The sequence below is a fragment of the Haloterrigena turkmenica DSM 5511 genome, assembly GCF_000025325.1.
GTDB lineage: Archaea > Halobacteriota > Halobacteria > Halobacteriales > Natrialbaceae > Haloterrigena > Haloterrigena turkmenica.
Window position 1 is genome coordinate 3,345,947 of sequence record NC_013743.1, and the last position, 15,289, is coordinate 3,361,235.

Consider the following 15,289-nt stretch of genomic DNA (forward strand, 5'->3'; position numbering starts at 1 on the left):
ACATAGGGATAGAAGACCTTTACTCCGATAATGAAGCGGTGGCTCCGTGAACGCGTCGACGCTGCCTACGAGGGGTTGCTCTCGCGGGAGATTTCCGGCGCACCGACCCACGTCGCAGTGATTCAAGACGGGAACCGACGGTACGCCCGCCGCAAGGGCGACGACGCTCCCGAGGGCCACCGCGAAGGTGCACAGACGACCGAACGGGTCCTCGAGTGGTGCCAGGACATCGGCGTCGAAGAGTTGACGCTGTACACGTTCTCGACGGAGAACTTCGATCGACCCGACGAGGAGAACGAGCAACTGTTCGATCTCCTCGAGAGGAAACTCCACGAGTTCGGGGACGCCGACCGCGTCCACGACAACGGGGTCCGCATCCGAGCGCTCGGCGACGTCGACCGGCTCCCCGAGCGGGTCCGCGAGGCCGTCGACTACGCCGAACGGCGCACCCGCGGCTACGATCAGTTCGTGCTCAACATCGCGCTGGCCTACGGCGGCCGCTCCCAGCTGCTCGAGGCCGCCCGAGGCGTCGCGACCGACGTCGAAAACGAACGGCTCGAGCCCGACGAGATCGACGTCGAGACGATCGAGGACCGCCTCTACGAGCGGCCGGTTCGGGACGTCGACCTGATCATCCGGACCGGCGGGGACGAACGGACCTCGAACTTCCTGCCGTGGCACGCCAACGGCAACGAGGCGGCCGTCTTCTTCTGTACGCCCTACTGGCCGGAGTTCTCCAAGACGGACTTCCTGCGGGGGATCCGAACCTACGAACACCGCGCCGAATCCTGGCGGCGGAACCGCGCTCGACGCGCGCTGGCCCTTCTCGGCGCCGTCAGCGACGCCGAACTCGCGGAGGCGAAGTCGGTCGTCGAGCGGTTCCGCGACTCGCTCCCGACGGCCGAGCAGCCCGATCCAGAGGAGTTAGACGCGATTCAAAACGAGCAGGGCGACGGGATCGACTCGAGCAGTCGGGCCGCCGACTGATCGTTAGCGACCGCTGACACGCTCGCAGTCGCAGCAGGAGACCCGCCACGATCCAAAAAATTTTACCAGTATATGTATAAAAGTAATAACCATGGTAGTTGCTGGCAGCGTCGTCGACATCGAGCGGCTCACGCAACTGGCGAATTGCTCGACAGAGGCGGCTGCGACCCTGCTCGGGAGTTCGCGGACGCGGATCGCGCTTCGGGTGCTGTCGCGGTGTGACCCGCCGGTCTCGCTCGACCGACTGGCGGCCGACGTCGCCGCGGTCGACGACGGGCGGACTCGGACAACGGCCCGCATCACGCTCGTTCACGTGACACTGCCGAAACTCGAGGACTACGGACTGCTCGAGTACGATCTCCGAGCCGGAACCGTCCATCTGTCGGGCCCCGTCGTCGCCCTCGAGGAGCCGCTGGGAACGCTGCCGGACGACGACGACCGCGAGTCGAGCGACATTCGCGACCGGCGTCGTTAGCTGAAAATGAGGGCGCTAAGCCCCCGTCCTCAAGGAGTTCGCGAAGCGGGCGAGTAGGCAGGGGTAGTTCACCGACCGAACCGACGCGAGCGGTTACAGTACTCCCGGACGGCCCGCAGGAAGTCCCGCTTGCGGAAGTCTCGCCAGTTGACGTCCGTGAAGTACAGCTCCGAGTAGACCGACTGCCAGATCATGAAATCCGAGAGCCGCTCGGCACCGGTCTTGATCACGAGGTCGGGCTCGGAGGGGAAAACGAGGTGATTCTCGACCCGCTCGTCGTCGATCTCCTCGGGCGCTAGCTGCCCGTCGTCGACGTGTTCCGCGAGCGTCCGGACCGCGCTGGTGAACTCGTGTTTCCCGCCGAGTCCGATTCCGATGCGAATGGGTGCCTCCGCTGGCGTTCGATCGTCTGGGCCGCGGACGGCCACCTCGCGGGGCGCCTCGAGGGTCTCGAGTTCGCGTCGCAGGGCCGGCACCGCCGCGGCGTCGAGGACGCTGACGTAGACGGTCACCTGGGTGGCGTACTCGAAGGCCCACGCGAAGAAGTCCGTCAGCGTTCCGTAGGCGTCCCGCTCTAAGAGGTCGCGCTCGGTAATGACGAGCGCGATATGATCGGGGAGTTCGCCGTCGTGGCGACGGATCCGGAGGCCGAGATACTGTTCGTACAGACCCACGGTACTGCGTTTCCCGTCCGATCTCATACCGGTTTCGGGTTTTCGCGGGCAGCGATTCCCGGTCTCGGCCGGCGATCGTCCGGCCCGTGGCCGAACCGTCGGCGTCAGAACGGTGGGGTTCCGACGAAACACCCAGTGAGGCGTGTCAGAACGGCCACAGCGAAGTTCACGAAGGTTCAAGTGAACGCCACAGAAAGGACTCGATATCGTGACAGCACCTGTTCGGCGAGCAGGCGTGTTTGCAGCCCTCTGTACGCTCGCACTCGCCGTTCCGCTCGGTAACCCGCGGGTCGGGGCTGCGATCGCCGCCGTCGCGGTCCTCGGGGCGCTCGCCGTGACCGACGGGCCGCTCTTCGAACTGCTGGCCTATCCGAGCGACTACGAGGCGGGGCGTCTCTACGGCATCGTCACGCTCGTGCTCGCAGGGGCCACGCTCGGTCTCATCGCGGTTACGACGTCGATGTCGGTCGCGGTCTTCGTCGGGACCGTCCTGCTGGTCGGGTACGGCAACCTCGCCGAGCAACTCGCCCACCGGTGGACCGATCGCGACGTCGTCCACACGGCAGCCTTCTGCGTCGTCGCGACCGTCGCCGCCGTCGCCGGCCAATCCGCGGCGCGCTCGATCGCCGACGGCGCCACCCTCGAGTCGCTGTCGCCGGCGCTGCCGACGATGCTCTTCCTCGGGGCCAGCGGCGCGTTGCTGGCGTCGCTGCTCCGGGACATCCTGTTCGCGAACGACGATCCCGTCGTCATGCTCACCGTCGGCCTCCTCGGCTGGCTGCTCGCGGAGCTCGAGCCGGCGCTGGCCCTCTCTGGCGGCGAGATCGTCGCCGCGCTCGCGGTCACCGTCGCCTTCGGCTACGCCTCCTACGCCCTCGAGACGGCCTCGATCGCGGGGATGCTCACCGGCATCCTGCTGGGGCTGCTGACGATCGTCCTCGGCGGCTACGGCTGGTTCGCCGTCCTCATCTCCTTTTTCGCCATCGGCGGCCTCTCCTCGAAGTACCGCTACGAGGAGAAAGCCGAACGGGGCGTCGCCGAGGATAACAACGGCGCCCGGGGCAGCGGGAACGTCCTGGGCAACGCCGCCGTCGCGCTCGGGGCCGTCCTGGGTTATGCGGCCAGTTCGGCGACGCTGTTGCCCGGCAATCCGGAGCCGAGCCTGTTCCTGTTCGCCTTCGCCGGCTCCGTCGCCACGGCGATGAGCGACACCCTCTCGAGCGAGATTGGCAGCGTCTTCGAGACGCCGCGGCTGATAACCACCTTAGAGCCCGTCGAACCCGGCACCGACGGCGGTGTCACCTGGCAGGGCGAGATCGCCGGCGTCGCGGGCGCCGCTGTCGTCGCCGGCATCTCCTACGGCCTCTTCGACGCGGTCACGACCGTCGGCGCGGCGATCATCGTCGCCGCCGGCGTCGTCGGCATGACCGTCGACAGCCTGCTGGGTGCGACCCTCGAGGGACGGGTGCTCGGCAACCAGAGCGTCAACTTCCTCGCGACGCTCTCGGGCGCGCTGGTCTGTGCACTGTTGGTCCTGTCGTTTGCCGTGCTCGGCTGAGACGGGAACACCGAGCGACAAGTGCTGCGAAAACGAGACGTATTCCATCCGCTCGACCGCGACTGACTGGCCTCAGTCGTCGGCGGTACGGAACGAGCGTTCGGCGGTTCTCTCGGTCGACGCCTCGAGGTCGTCGAGTCGACTGTCGGGAACGATGTTATCGGGTCGGTCATCGGCGTGCGCTTGCGTCGTCGCGCTGGTAGCGGTCGCCCAGAAGACCGTGAGCATCCAGACGCCGAGCAACGCGAGCGCAGCTGTTCCCGGTGGTGTCATTACCGCTCGCTCAGCGCTATCGGCTTATCAATTACTCGCCCGAGTCCCGCTCGCTGGGAGTCCCCGCGAGCGCCGCGTTATTAGCCACAGGAGCCACCGCAGCCACAGCCGCCGGTCGACCGTCGAATCCACAGGTACAGGCCGCCCCCGACGCCGATGGCGACGCTCCCGACCAGCAGTCCGGAGACGGTGCCGACGGCCGGAACCGCGACGGGTTCCGGTGGCACGAGCGTGCCGATACCGAGCCCGACGACGACGGCTGCGAGGAACTTTCCGATCCAAGGCATAGAGACCGAATCGAGCGCTGATAGTCCCATCTTGGTCGAAGTGTCATTCAGGACTACCTTCAGTCTTGTGGAGAGGAGACGGCCGACTCGAGAACCCGGATCGCGCCTCGAGGCGTGCTCGGAGCGACCCGACGGCGACGCTACTCTGCGTTCGGCGGTTCGTCCGCGATCTCGTCGATCGCGTGGATTCGAACACCGGTCGGTCGCTTGGTGAACTGGCCCAGCGAGCGCGCGACGATCAACTCGACGCCGCGGTCCGCCGCGAGGTCGAGCAGTCGCTGGTCGAGGATCTCGTCCAAGACGATCGTCGTCGGCGCCGTCTCGAGTCCCTCGAGGGTGTCGTAGGCCTCGCTTGCGTCGGCCTCCTCGACGGCGTCGCCGTCGGCGTCGAGAAAGCGGACGCGGTCGGTGTTCCGCCGGACGATCACCGTCGCGTGGCCGTAGACGGTCTCGGGTTCGGCGTCGTCGCTGGTATCGTCCTCAGCCGCCGCGTCGGAACCGGTCTCGGCCGACGCCGACTCGGCGGTCGGTTCCGTTGCCGACGCGTCGGAGACGTCGTCGCGGGCGGCACCGTCGTCGACGGTCTCACTCCTGCCGTCTACGTCGCCCGTCGGCGCCGATGGACTCGCCGTCTCGGGTGGCGACGTCGTGGGACCGTCGATCGCCTGCGACGAGCCGTCGGCGTCGCGGTCGGTCGTCGACTCGGTCGGCGCCGGGGCCGGCGTCGAACTGCCGTCAGTCGCGGCGACGGCCTCGCGGGGTTCGTTCATCCCCGAGACGGTGTCGTAGGGGACCTTGTTCCGCAGGGCGGTGAACAGCTGGTGGTGGTCCAAGTCCTCGACGGACTCACCGGCCGGCGCGAACGCGACGTAGTCGACGTCGCCGACCTGAGAGAGTTCCTCTAAGATGAGGTCACCGCCTCGGTCGCCGTCGAGGAACGCCGTGACCGTGCGGTGGTGGGTCAGTTCGGCCACCGCGTCGGGGACGTTGGTTCCCTCGACCGCGATGGCGTTCTTGACGCCGTACTTGAGGAGGGTGAGGACGTCGGCTCGCCCCTCGACGACGATGATCGCGTCGCTGTCGGTCACGCGAGGACCGGCGGGGAGTCCCTCGTACTCGGTGATGTCCTCGACGCGGACGTGCTGGCGGACCTCCGCGAGGATCTCCTCGGAGGACATCACGCTGTCGTCGAACCCCGTCTGGAGCAGTTCCTTCGCGCGGTCGACGACCGCCTTGCGCTTGGCGGCGCGGACGTCCTCGATCTCGGTCACCTCGAGGTCGGCCCGACAGGGACCGACCCGGTCGATCGTCTCGAGGGCGGCGGCGAGCGTCGCGGTCTCGACCTTGTCGAGGCTGGTCGCGATGGTGAGGTGGCCCCGAGACTGGCCGCCCGTGCTGACGATTTCGACGTCGATGCGTCCGACTTTCTGTGACTGGCGGAGGTCGCGGAGATCGAGTTCGTCGCCGAGCAGGCCTTCGGTCTGACCGAAGATCGCGCCGACGACGTCGCTCCGCTCGACGACGCCCTCGGCCGTAACATCGGCGTGGATGAGATATTTCGACGTGTCTTCCATAGATCTGTCCTCGCTGCGCGGTCCCGCGGTCGGGATCGCGATCGGTTTATGTAGGTTTTGGATCGTGACGGGGAAATAGCTGTTGACCTTCCAGACCGCCGAGGATCGAATCGACCGCCGGTAGAGATCCGACGGCGCCGGCGATCGGAACGCCCTCGAGTCGCCTCGAGCGGGACTCAGTACGCTGGACGGTACCAGTACCAGTAGGCCGTGACGGCGAGCAACACGAGCAGGCCGCCGAGGAAGAAGAGCAGGCCCGGCGGCGCGACGTCGAAGATCGCGTCGGCCACGTCCGCGGCGCCGTCAGTCGCTCCGTCGACGGTCTCGTTACCGGTCGCGTTCTCGGTCGTCCCGTTGTCGTCGAGGCTCGACGCGCCGTCGCCGCTGGGTTCGTCACTGGTGATTCCGACGTCATCCGACTGCTCCTCGGCGGATCCCGTTCCGCCGTCCCCGCCTGCGTCCGTTCCGTCACCACTCGTTCCGTCGCCCTCGTCCCCGGCAGCGCCCGTCGGCGCCGTTTCGGCTGGCGCGGACTCAGTCACCGACTCGGCCCACCGCGTGAGACTGTACTGGACGAACAGGCCGCCGGCGGCGAGCAGCGCGACCCCGCCGACGAACCGCGAGAGGGCCTCGCGAAGCCGGCTGGCCGTCGACTCGTCGCTCGTGACGATCAGCGGTCCGTCGGTCGTCGCGTAGACGCTCATCTCGTTGCCCCGCGAGGAGTACCAGGTGTCGACGACCTCGACGAGCCCCGCCTCCTCCAAGTTCTCGAGGTGATAGCGGACGTTCTGGATCGAGGAGTCGATGGCCTCGGCGGCGTCGCTGGGCGTCGCGGGCTCCTCGTCGAGGCGCGCGTAGATCCGCCGGGCCGTCGTCGAGGAGAGCGCGCTGAACACCGCGTCTGCGTCCTCGCCCTCGAGGCCGACGATCCGCGGCTGGCCCTCGGTTTCGGCGGGTTCGGAGCGAAACGGGAACAGCCGGGCCATGTGGTTCGCTTCGTACTCGCGCGGCGATTACTATACGTTTTGTCCTGTCTGAAAGAGCGATTTTAGCTTGGGACAACCAATGACTCGTGCTGGCAAAGAGCGATTTGAGTCTGAAACGGCCGGCGGAGAGCGCTTTCGAGGGGTCGATAACGAAACGTCTTCAATCGCGACGGTTGAAGGGAAACTGTTACCAACGTCGGGCCGAACACCCGGATATGCGTCGACTGCAACTCCTGGGGTGGACCGCGGTCGGGACCGCCCTCTGTGCGCTGGCGGTCCCGTGGTTCCTCTGGGGCGATTCGACGGTCGTCGCCGGCCTGCCGCTGTGGCTCTGGTGGCACGTCGGCTGGATGGGACTCGCGTCCGTCGTCTTCTGGACATTCGCTCAGCGGGCATGGGGTATCGGCATCGAACCCGGACGCGGGGGCGACTCGAGCAAGGCGAGCGAATCCGAGACCTCGGGCCTCGAGCACGGAGATCGCTCGTCGCGACCGGCACCGGGAGGTGACCGGCCGTGAGCGTCGCCTTACAGCTTGGAATTATCGTCGGCTACCTGCTGTTGGCGCTGGCCGTCGGGCTGGTCGCCTACCGCATGACCGACCGGACCGCGGAGGACTTCTATCTCGCGAGTCGGACGCTGGGAACGGTCGTCCTGCTGTTCACGACCTTCGCGACGCTGCTGTCGGCGTTTACCTTTTTCGCCGGTCCGAACATCGCCTACGCGCAGGGTCCCGAGTGGATTCTCGTCATGGGGCTAATGGACGGGATCATCTTTGCCGTCCTCTGGTACGTCATCGGCTACAAGCAGTGGCTGCTCGGCCGCCAGTACGGCTACGTCACGCTCGGCGAGATGCTCGGCGACCGCTTCGGGTCGAAACGGCTCCGCGGGCTGATCGCCGGTATCAGTTTGTTGTACCTCTTCCCGTACGTGATGCTCCAGCAGGTCGGCGCCGGGACCGCCCTCGAGGCGCTCACCGAGGGCGCAGTTCCCTACGCCGCCGGTGCAGGGCTGATCACCGCGTTCATGATCCTCTACGTCGTCGTCGCCGGGATGCGCGGGATCGCCTGGACCGACACCCTGCAGGGCGCGTTCATGCTCGTCACGACGTGGGTCGCGACGATCTGGGTGCTCGCCGCCGTCGGCGGTCCCGGCGCCGCGACCGAAGCGATCGCCTCGAGCGAGGCGACGAGCGGGTTCCTCTCGCTGGGTAGCGCCTACTACACGCCCCAGTGGATGCTTTCGACGGCGATCACGATCGGCTTCGGCGTCGCGATGTTCCCGCAGGTCAACCAGCGGTTCTTCGCCGCGGGCTCGAAGACGGTGCTCAAGCGCTCGTTCGCCCTCTGGCCGATCCTCTGCGTCCTGCTGTTCGTCCCCTCGTTCATGCTCGGCGCGTGGGCCGCCGGCCTCGAGGTGGCGGTGCCGGAGGGCGGTAACGTACTCCCGATCGTGCTCGCCGAGTACACGCCCGTCTGGTTCGCCGCGCTCGTCATCGCCGGCGCGATGGCGGCGATGATGTCCTCTTCGGACTCGATGCTGCTGTCGGGTTCGTCCTATTTCACGCGGGATCTGTGTCGCCCGATCCTCGCGTTCTTCGGACGGGCGCTCTCCGAGCGAGGCGAGGATCTGATCGCCCGCATCGGCGTCGTGGTCTTCGCCAGCGCGGCCTTCCTCGCGAGCCTCTGGAACCCCGCGACACTGTTCGAACTCGGCGACGCCGCCTTCAGCGGGTTCGCACAGCTCGCCCTCCCCGTACTTGTGGCTCTCTACTGGCGCCGGACGACTCGATCGGGGATCACGGCCGGAATCCTCGCCAGTCAGACGTTCTACCTCTTGAGCCTCTTTCTCTCGATCGTTCCCAGCAGTTACGCCGGCTGGACGGCCGGCATCGTCGGCATGGGCGTCGGACTGCTCGTCACCGTCGCCGTCTCGCTGGTGACGACGCCCGCGGCCGCCGAGCGGCGGGCGATCTACTTCGAGCGGCTGGGTGCGGACTGAACGGCCGTCCGTCCGGCCGACCCCGTCGCAACTGGTTCTCGTGACTCCCTTGCCACTGGCACCGAGATTTTGTAGTTCGTCGCCCTGGGTACGCGCATGGACCTCGAACTCGACGGTAACAGCGCACTGGTGACGGCCTCCTCGAGCGGACTCGGCTTCGCGAGCGCCGAGGCCCTCGCCGAGGAGGGCGCGAACGTGATGATCTGCGGTCGCGACGAGGAGCGCCTCGAGGAGGCCCGCGAGAAGCTCGCCGACGCGGGCGACGGCGAGGTCCGGGCGACGCCGACCGACCTCACGGACCCCGACGAGGTCTCCCATCTCGTCAGCGAGACGGTCGACGCCTTCGGCGGGATCGACCACCTCGTCACCTCCTCGGGTGGTCCGCCGAGCACCACCTTCCTCGAGACCGACGAACAGGACTGGTACCAGGCCTACGACCTGCTGGTGATGAGCGTCGTCTGGACGATCGAGAACGCCCACGAGCACCTCCTCGAGTCCGACCACGGCACGATCACCTGCATCACCTCGCGGACGGTCCGCGAGGTAGCTGACGGCCTCCTGCTGTCGAACTCCGTACGCCGTGGCGTGATCGGCCTCGTCAAGACCGTCTCGCGGGAGTTCGCGCCCGAAATTCGCGCGAACGCGGTCCTCCCGGGAACGATCGAAACGCCCCGAATCGAGGAGCTCATCGAGGCGAACATCGAGCGCGGCGTCTACGAGGACTACGAGGAGGGGCTGGCGGACATGTCGAGCGACATCCCGATGGACCGCCTCGGCGAGCCCCGCGAACTCGGCGACGTCGTGGCGCTGCTCTCGAGTCCCCGCGGGAGTTTCGTCAACGGTGTCGCGCTCCCGATCGACGGCGGGCTGTTGCGGAGTTAGGCGCGCTCGAAACCGTGTTCGAACTCCCTCGAGCGTGATTCGAACAGTAGGTGCATTCTCTGCGGTGGCGCGCGCGGTCGGGAGTCTGAGCGATAGCGAAGACTCCCGACGAAACTGCGCGAGGGATGAGCGAGCGACTGAAGGGAGTGAGCGAATCGGTTGGGGAGGGTGTGGCAATTCCCTGTTGCCAGAACAAGCAGACCGCTTCGCTGTTCTTTTCGTGCCTTTCGAACGTCCCGTTCCATTCACGAGTTACTACGTCGATCGGTCCAGCGGTACCCGTTCTCGAGTATCGCCATTCAAATCATCTCCTCGAAAGAATCCTCGTTCCTCATTCTCGTGGCAACGGTGATTTCCACGTCCTCCCCGACCGATTCGCTCGCTTCGTCTGCTTACGGGCGCGAAGCGCCCGTTCGCATGGTATGCGAGACCGAAGGTCTACTCACAGAGACCTCGAACGATTTCATTGGCTGTCCTCACTGCCGCTCGGACAGCCGACAGCGCGCGCCACTGCACACTGGCTCTCCAGTGGACAGACTCAGAATTGCGAGAGAGACGCTGAGATAGTGTTTGCCGACGGATTCGTCACTCGAACCGCGCTTCGAGCAGCCGCTCGACGTACTTCGCGAGCACGTCGACCTCGAGGTGGACCTGATCGCCGACCGACTTCTCGGAGAGCGTCGTGAGGTCGTAGGTCGTCGGGATGATGGCGACGGTCACCCGACCCGCGGCCTCGTCTAGGTCGGCGACGGTGAGGCTGATCCCGTCGAGCGTGATCGACCCCTTCTCGACGACGTACTTCGCGTACCCCTCGGGCAGTTCGAACTCGAAGAACCAGTCCTCTTCTACGGACTCGATTTCCGTCACCGTCGCGACCGCGTCGACGTGGCCCTGGACGACGTGGCCATCGAACCGGCCGTCGGCCGGCATCGCCCGCTCGAGGTTGACGATATCTCCCTCCTCGAGGGTCCCCAGATAGGTCCGCTCGACCGTCTCGGTCGCGAGGAAGACTTCGAACCACGCGCCCGTTTCGAAGCGTTCGACCGTCAGGCAGACGCCGCTGACGCTGATGCTCTGGCCGTGCTCGAGGCCCGTCGCGACCGCGTCGGCGCCGATGCGCAGTCGGAGGCCGTCGTCGGTCCGCTCGCGAGCGACGATCTCGCCGGTCTCCTCGACGATTCCCGTGAACATACTCGAAGGTCCGAGTCGACGGATAAAGCCGTTCCGAACTCGGAACTCGTTCCAGATCTGTGGCGACTCGAGAGCCGATGGCGGCGGTGACGGAGTCGCCGCGCTTTTGACCGCATCGCGCGTACGCCGGGGTAATGGCCGGTATCATCGACACGATCAAACTCGCGGGGACGCTCGTCTTCGCGCTTCCCGCCGCCATGGCCGGAATCCAGTTTCTGATCGACGGGAAGACGCTCGTCGGCGCTATCCTGGTCACCCTCGCGGTGTTGCTCGTCGTCATCCAGCATCACATGACGACGCCGTCGGACCTCCCCGAACTGGCCGCCAAACGAGTCGTCGGATCGGTCGTCAGCGAACCGGAATCCGAGGACGAGGACCGCGACATCGTGGACGTGACTCCCGAGGACGAACGGAAGTAGTGTTCAGGCATCAACAGTTATTCCGCTGGAGCGACTATCGGACCGATAGATGTCGGACCTCTTTCTCGGACTTATTCACGCCGTCAACTTCGTAGTCGAGGGCGTCCTGAGCGTTTACGCTCGAGTAACTAGTTCCGAAGCGGACGCAGACGGCGACGCGACCGACGAGCGCTCGATAACCGACTCCAACGATACCCACTGAGCGCGCCGGTGGCCGCTACTCCTCGAGCAACGCCCGCGGCTCGAGCGAGCGCGACGGCGACGCCAGATAGGTCGCCCGCTCACCCTCGTCGCCCTTCACGAGGAGGTCGGCGATCCGCAGCCAGCGGTCCCCCTCGACTCGCACTGCCGACTCGAGTCGGACGACGCTCCCTGGCTCGATCTCGTCGCCGCCTGCGAGCGGTCGCTCTCGGGGCTCGAGCCCGACGCCGCCGACTCGCGTCGCGACGGCATCGGGATCCTCGAAGCCGAACGCGCGGACCTCTGCCTCGAGGTCGGCCTCGACGGCGGTCACCGACTCGCTGTCGGCGGTCAACATCGCCGCCGCGGAGCGAAACGACTGGGTCGCGCCGACGTGGGCCCGCCGCTCCCGACCGCCGTCGCCGTCGACGACGAGCGTGCGGACGAGCCCCCCGTGGTAGCCGCCCGGACCGCGGGGTGCCGTCTCGAGGACGATCGGCTCGGCGGGGCGAAGCGGTTCGTCGGCCGCGTCGGCACCGCCAACGGAACCAGCGGCGACGGTTGCGTCGCGACTCGAGGGCGCGTGTCCGGAATCGGGATTGACGACGGTGTTGCCCGCGGGAAACGCGCCCGCTGCCACGATGCCCTCGTCGATCGCCGTCCGGAGCCGGGACGGGGTCACGGCGTCGCCGTCGGCCACGAGGTGGCCGTCCTCGATCGTCGCGTCTGCGAGCAGTGCGGCCCCTCGACGGATGCCGGCGCCCGCGGCAGTCTGGGCGGCGGCGATCCGCTCGCGTTCGGCCGTCGTCTTCGCCGCGCGAGCGCGTTCGAGCACGTCCGTCGAGGCCGGTTCGAAGCCGGCCTCCTCGAGGTAGAGCGCGGCGTCGTGAGGGAGCCGCGCCGGCGTCAGAACCGTCCCGGCGGCGACGCGATCGGCCAGTTGCGAGGCGAGCGCTCGAGCGGGATGGGTCGACGCGTCGGCGGCCGTGGCCGTGAACCACTCGCGCGTGTCACCGTCGAACGCGACAGCCGTGAGCGGTTGCTCCCGCTCGGCCGCTGACTGATCGCTGCGTTCCTCGAGCACCACTTGACAGTACCGGAGCCCCGGATCGCGCGGAAAACCGACGTGAACGAACGCGACGGCGCCGCGGCGCTCGAGGGTTTCGGCAAGACGCGACTCGAGGCGGTCGGCGACGCTCCCCGTGGGTTCGGTAGCGGCGTCGCCGTCGCTGGCGTCGTCGCTCTCGCCGATCGAATCGGCGTCGGTCACGGCGCTTCGGCTTCGACCTCGTTGTCGTCCGCCTCGGCGTCCTGGGGTTGCTGGGCCTGCTCGACCAGTTCCTCGAGGGGCATATCGGTCAGCCGGTTGTTGAGCAGGACGTCGATCGGCAGCGTCGGCGCGCCGTCGACTAAGTTCTCGAGGAGGACGAGCCGTTCGCGGGCCCGAGACATGCCGACGTAGAAGACACGGCGCTCGTTGTCAGTGAGAACGGGGACGGGGGAGGTGTTCTTGGTGAACTCCTCGACGCCGGGGACGTCCTCGGGGTCGTCGACGGTGGCGACCATCTGCTCGACGACCTTCTCGGTGAGGTCAGTGCCGACGATGACGTGGTCAGCCTCACGACCCTTCGCGGAGTGGATCGTGCCGACACGGACGCGGTCGGTTTCCATGCCGAGGTACTCGCCGATCGCGAAGTACGACCGGATACTCTTCTTCTGGAAGTTCGTGACCTTCCGGACCATGTCGCCCGCGGAGGCGGGACCGGGCATGAACGGAACGTGGTCCGCGACGACGTCGGCGGGGATCACGAGCTCCTCGAGGTCGTCGATGCCGGCCTCCTCCTGGCGGTCGTCGATGGTATCGAACAGGTCGTCGCGCTCGTTGGTCCCGAAGGCCGACTCCTGAAGCATGTCGGCGAGCCGTCGGGCCTGCAAGCCGGTGACGTCCTCGCCCTCGTCGATGGCCTCGACGGCCCGGACGTACTGGGTGAGTCGATCGGTCCACATCCGCTGGTCGGTCAGCGACGTGAACGGCACGCCCTCCGTGATGAACTCGTCGATGAACTGGAACATCTGGTAGCGCGCCCGGAACAGGATCATGACGGTGCCGTCGGTCTGATCGAGGGTCCGACGCACGTTCCGGACGACGTCGAGCATCGAGGCGTTCGCTCGCGCCTCGACGGCGCCGCCCTCCTTGCGGGGCTTTAGGTCCTTGTCCTGACGGGTCTCGATGTGGCGGATCTCCTTGTTGACCGCGTTGAGGACGTTCGAGGGGAGTCGGTAGGAATTCGGGAGAATAACGTCCTCGTCGACCTGCTCGTCGAGCAGGAGCGCGGGATCAGCGCCCTGCCAGGAGTAGACGACCTGGTCGTCGTCGCCGGCGATCAGTACCTGCCGCATGTGGGGTTTCCACTCCTCGTAGACGTCGTACTGCAGCGTGGTGATGTCCTGAAACTCGTCGATCACCAGGAAGTCGACGCTCGGAAGCAGGGAGCGCTGTGCGACCCGCTCGAGCATGTCCGCGAAGCCGATCTTGCCCTCCTCGCCCTTGTAGGAGCGCCAGGCGCGGATCGCCTCGGGGACGTCGATCCGGTCGTCGTCGCTGGGCCAGGTCGGGGTGTACTTGTTGCCCTCCTGGGCGTTGGGATCGATTTCGGGCGGCAGTCGCACTTCTTCGTCGTTCCACTGGAAGGGGACGTCGTACCAGTCGGTGACGTCACGTCGGGTCCGCTGGAGCCACTGGCTGGTCGCGATGACCTTGTTACCGATCGTCGTCGACCGGGCGGTGCGTCGACCGGCGCCCGAGTACTCGTCCTCGTACTCGAGGCCGTACTCCTCGCAGAACTCCTCCTTGTCGGACTCACCGATGACGTCGCTTCGAGAGAGGTCCAGCAGCTCGTAGGCCTTCGCGTGCATCGTACAGACGTTGCCCTGCAGTGCGCGGGGGCTCTCGCCGAGTCGCTCGGCCAGTCGCTCGCGAACCTCCTGTGCTGCTGCGCGCGTGTATGAGACGACGAGGATATCCCGGAAGGTCACACCCTCCTCCTCGAGGATCTCTTCGACGTGGTCGAGCAGGGCAGTAGTCTTCCCGCTGCCCGGACCACCGAACAACCGGGTCACCTTCGTCTCCGTGGTAGCCATTATCCCTGTTCAGGGTCGCAATACCCATAAGTCACGTGGGTTTTGGTCGGCAAAAATCGACGGCCGTTCGCCGACGGAAACGGATCGGGACCGACGGTCAGGGGTTCCGCGGGGAGCGGGCGGTTCGAACGTCGGCGCCGTCACGGATCTTGTCCTGACAGTCGGGACAGACCCGCGGGTCGTCGACGTCGCGCGGCGTGAACACGCGTGCGTAGGCATCCGTTACGAACGCGCCGCAGTTCTGGCATTCCGGCATTGTTCTCAGCGAACTATAGGGTAACCATACGTTATAGTTGTATCGCATGTTTGGCGTTGAAATTACGGCCAAACGAGCGGCTGATGCTCCGTTTACAGGACGGCACGCACTGTTCCGTTTCGATTCAGCGGACGCGAAAAAACGAGCGACGTAGCGTCGTGTTACGGCGTCGGTTCCCACCCACAGACGGTACAGGTCGTGGCGGACGTATCGTGCAGGCCGCCACACTCGGGGCACTGCTTCTTATTATACTCCTGCTCCCACCCGACTCGTTCTACGGTGTGACCGCGGTCCGAGAGGAATTGGTCGATGACGTCGTCACCGCCGCCATTGGGTGAGGTTGCCATAGGTGTGTCAATGGCTGCCACAGTATTAAACGATTGGGTTGGCACCCAGATCTGCCTCGA

General features: G+C 66.5%; 18 protein-coding genes. 8 read left to right on the plus strand and 10 right to left on the minus strand.

The window, feature by feature from the left end; translation table 11 throughout:
• Positions 1-30: 30 nt before the first annotated feature.
• Both uppS and HTUR_RS16020 read left to right on the plus strand, forming a co-directional pair.
• Complete coding sequence (gene uppS / locus HTUR_RS16015) at positions 31-987, plus strand: polyprenyl diphosphate synthase (RefSeq protein ID WP_012944372.1); 957 nt, start codon at positions 31-33, stop codon at positions 985-987.
• A 91-nt stretch (positions 988-1,078) separates the two neighbouring features.
• A complete protein-coding gene (locus tag HTUR_RS16020; RefSeq protein WP_012944373.1) occupies positions 1,079-1,462 on the plus strand; it encodes a DUF7344 domain-containing protein in 384 nt (127 codons plus the stop codon).
• A 68-nt stretch (positions 1,463-1,530) separates the two neighbouring features.
• On the opposite strand, the gene HTUR_RS16025 is transcribed toward HTUR_RS16020, so the two are convergent.
• On the minus strand, positions 1,531-2,136 hold the full coding sequence (locus HTUR_RS16025; protein ID WP_049941771.1) for an undecaprenyl diphosphate synthase family protein: 606 nt from the start codon (positions 2,134-2,136) through the stop codon (positions 1,531-1,533).
• 208 nt (positions 2,137-2,344) lie between these two features.
• Here HTUR_RS16025 and HTUR_RS16030 point away from each other — a divergent pair, with 208 nt between their 5' ends.
• Positions 2,345-3,694: a DUF92 domain-containing protein gene (locus tag HTUR_RS16030; protein WP_049941772.1), complete on the plus strand. Its 1,350-nt coding sequence runs from the start codon at positions 2,345-2,347 to the stop codon at positions 3,692-3,694.
• A gap of 72 nt (positions 3,695-3,766) precedes the next feature.
• Here the strand turns inward: HTUR_RS16030 and HTUR_RS16035 are convergent, their stop codons facing one another.
• From HTUR_RS16035 to HTUR_RS16050, 4 genes are all read right to left on the minus strand, one after another.
• Positions 3,767-3,967 (minus strand): hypothetical protein, encoded by a 201-nt coding sequence (locus tag HTUR_RS16035; protein WP_012944376.1) that lies wholly within the window; start codon positions 3,965-3,967, stop codon positions 3,767-3,769.
• A gap of 80 nt (positions 3,968-4,047) precedes the next feature.
• Entirely contained in the window at positions 4,048-4,254 is a 207-nt protein-coding gene (locus HTUR_RS16040) for a hypothetical protein (protein WP_226377456.1), read from the minus strand.
• A gap of 140 nt (positions 4,255-4,394) precedes the next feature.
• The gene (gene dnaG / locus HTUR_RS16045) at positions 4,395-5,828 is read right to left on the minus strand and encodes a DNA primase DnaG (protein WP_012944378.1); all 1,434 of its coding nucleotides are present in this window, start codon (positions 5,826-5,828) and stop codon (positions 4,395-4,397) included.
• Positions 5,829-6,004: 176 nt separating this feature from the next.
• Positions 6,005-6,814 carry an ArsR/SmtB family transcription factor gene (locus HTUR_RS16050; RefSeq protein ID WP_012944379.1) on the minus strand — a complete coding sequence of 270 codons (810 nt, stop codon included), beginning with the start codon at positions 6,812-6,814 and terminating at the stop codon, positions 6,005-6,007.
• A 215-nt stretch (positions 6,815-7,029) separates the two neighbouring features.
• Between HTUR_RS16050 and HTUR_RS16055 the strand changes: the two genes are divergently transcribed.
• From HTUR_RS16055 to HTUR_RS16065, 3 genes are all read left to right on the plus strand, one after another.
• Positions 7,030-7,332 (plus strand): DUF3311 domain-containing protein, encoded by a 303-nt coding sequence (locus HTUR_RS16055; RefSeq protein ID WP_012944380.1) that lies wholly within the window; start codon positions 7,030-7,032, stop codon positions 7,330-7,332.
• Positions 7,329-8,813, plus strand: a complete 1,485-nt coding sequence (locus tag HTUR_RS16060) for a sodium:solute symporter family protein (RefSeq protein ID WP_012944381.1) — start codon at positions 7,329-7,331, stop codon at positions 8,811-8,813. Before HTUR_RS16055 ends, HTUR_RS16060 begins: the two co-directional genes overlap by 4 nt.
• Positions 8,814-8,909: 96 nt before the next feature.
• Positions 8,910-9,695: an SDR family oxidoreductase gene (locus HTUR_RS16065; RefSeq protein WP_012944382.1), complete on the plus strand. Its 786-nt coding sequence runs from the start codon at positions 8,910-8,912 to the stop codon at positions 9,693-9,695.
• 585 nt (positions 9,696-10,280) lie between these two features.
• On the opposite strand, the gene HTUR_RS16070 is transcribed toward HTUR_RS16065, so the two are convergent.
• A complete protein-coding gene (locus HTUR_RS16070) occupies positions 10,281-10,886 on the minus strand; it encodes a riboflavin synthase (protein ID WP_012944383.1) in 606 nt (201 codons plus the stop codon).
• Positions 10,887-11,020: 134 nt separating this feature from the next.
• Here HTUR_RS16070 and HTUR_RS16075 point away from each other — a divergent pair, with 134 nt between their 5' ends.
• Positions 11,021-11,305, plus strand: a complete 285-nt coding sequence (locus HTUR_RS16075; RefSeq protein ID WP_012944384.1) for a DUF7533 family protein — start codon at positions 11,021-11,023, stop codon at positions 11,303-11,305.
• Between the two features lie 49 nt (positions 11,306-11,354).
• The gene (locus HTUR_RS27500) at positions 11,355-11,507 is read left to right on the plus strand and encodes a hypothetical protein (RefSeq protein WP_012944385.1); all 153 of its coding nucleotides are present in this window, start codon (positions 11,355-11,357) and stop codon (positions 11,505-11,507) included.
• Between the two features lie 15 nt (positions 11,508-11,522).
• Here the strand turns inward: HTUR_RS27500 and HTUR_RS16080 are convergent, their stop codons facing one another.
• From HTUR_RS16080 to HTUR_RS25635, 4 genes are all read right to left on the minus strand, one after another.
• A complete protein-coding gene (locus HTUR_RS16080; protein ID WP_012944386.1) occupies positions 11,523-12,755 on the minus strand; it encodes a M24 family metallopeptidase in 1,233 nt (410 codons plus the stop codon).
• The gene (locus tag HTUR_RS16085; RefSeq protein ID WP_012944387.1) at positions 12,752-14,626 is read right to left on the minus strand and encodes a UvrD-helicase domain-containing protein; all 1,875 of its coding nucleotides are present in this window, start codon (positions 14,624-14,626) and stop codon (positions 12,752-12,754) included. Before HTUR_RS16085 ends, HTUR_RS16080 begins: the two co-directional genes overlap by 4 nt.
• Before the next feature lie 97 nt (positions 14,627-14,723).
• The gene (locus HTUR_RS27505) at positions 14,724-14,882 is read right to left on the minus strand and encodes a DUF7563 family protein (RefSeq protein ID WP_007260282.1); all 159 of its coding nucleotides are present in this window, start codon (positions 14,880-14,882) and stop codon (positions 14,724-14,726) included.
• A gap of 161 nt (positions 14,883-15,043) precedes the next feature.
• Entirely contained in the window at positions 15,044-15,229 is a 186-nt protein-coding gene (locus HTUR_RS25635) for an HVO_0416 family zinc finger protein (RefSeq protein ID WP_012944388.1), read from the minus strand.
• Between the last annotated feature and the right edge of the window lie 60 nt (positions 15,230-15,289).

What these genes read in the sequence shown, in the direction of transcription:
- HTUR_RS16020 (WP_012944373.1), top strand. Translation starts at nt 1,079, where the DNA reads ATGGTAGTTGCTGGCAGCGTCGTCGACATCGAGCGGCTCACGCAACTG.
- HTUR_RS27505 (WP_007260282.1), bottom strand. Translation starts at nt 14,882, where the DNA reads ATGCCGGAATGCCAGAACTGCGGCGCGTTCGTAACGGATGCCTACGCA.
- HTUR_RS16040 (WP_226377456.1), bottom strand. Translation starts at nt 4,254, where the DNA reads ATGCCTTGGATCGGAAAGTTCCTCGCAGCCGTCGTCGTCGGGCTCGGT.
- HTUR_RS16055 (WP_012944380.1), top strand. Translation starts at nt 7,030, where the DNA reads ATGCGTCGACTGCAACTCCTGGGGTGGACCGCGGTCGGGACCGCCCTC.
- HTUR_RS16035 (WP_012944376.1), bottom strand. Translation starts at nt 3,967, where the DNA reads ATGACACCACCGGGAACAGCTGCGCTCGCGTTGCTCGGCGTCTGGATG.
- HTUR_RS16075 (WP_012944384.1), top strand. Translation starts at nt 11,021, where the DNA reads ATGGCCGGTATCATCGACACGATCAAACTCGCGGGGACGCTCGTCTTC.
- uppS (WP_012944372.1), top strand. Translation starts at nt 31, where the DNA reads ATGAAGCGGTGGCTCCGTGAACGCGTCGACGCTGCCTACGAGGGGTTG.
- HTUR_RS25635 (WP_012944388.1), bottom strand. Translation starts at nt 15,229, where the DNA reads ATGGCAACCTCACCCAATGGCGGCGGTGACGACGTCATCGACCAATTC.
- HTUR_RS27500 (WP_012944385.1), top strand. Translation starts at nt 11,355, where the DNA reads ATGTCGGACCTCTTTCTCGGACTTATTCACGCCGTCAACTTCGTAGTC.
- HTUR_RS16070 (WP_012944383.1), bottom strand. Translation starts at nt 10,886, where the DNA reads ATGTTCACGGGAATCGTCGAGGAGACCGGCGAGATCGTCGCTCGCGAG.
- dnaG (WP_012944378.1), bottom strand. Translation starts at nt 5,828, where the DNA reads ATGGAAGACACGTCGAAATATCTCATCCACGCCGATGTTACGGCCGAG.
- HTUR_RS16065 (WP_012944382.1), top strand. Translation starts at nt 8,910, where the DNA reads ATGGACCTCGAACTCGACGGTAACAGCGCACTGGTGACGGCCTCCTCG.
- HTUR_RS16085 (WP_012944387.1), bottom strand. Translation starts at nt 14,626, where the DNA reads ATGGCTACCACGGAGACGAAGGTGACCCGGTTGTTCGGTGGTCCGGGC.
- HTUR_RS16050 (WP_012944379.1), bottom strand. Translation starts at nt 6,814, where the DNA reads ATGGCCCGGCTGTTCCCGTTTCGCTCCGAACCCGCCGAAACCGAGGGC.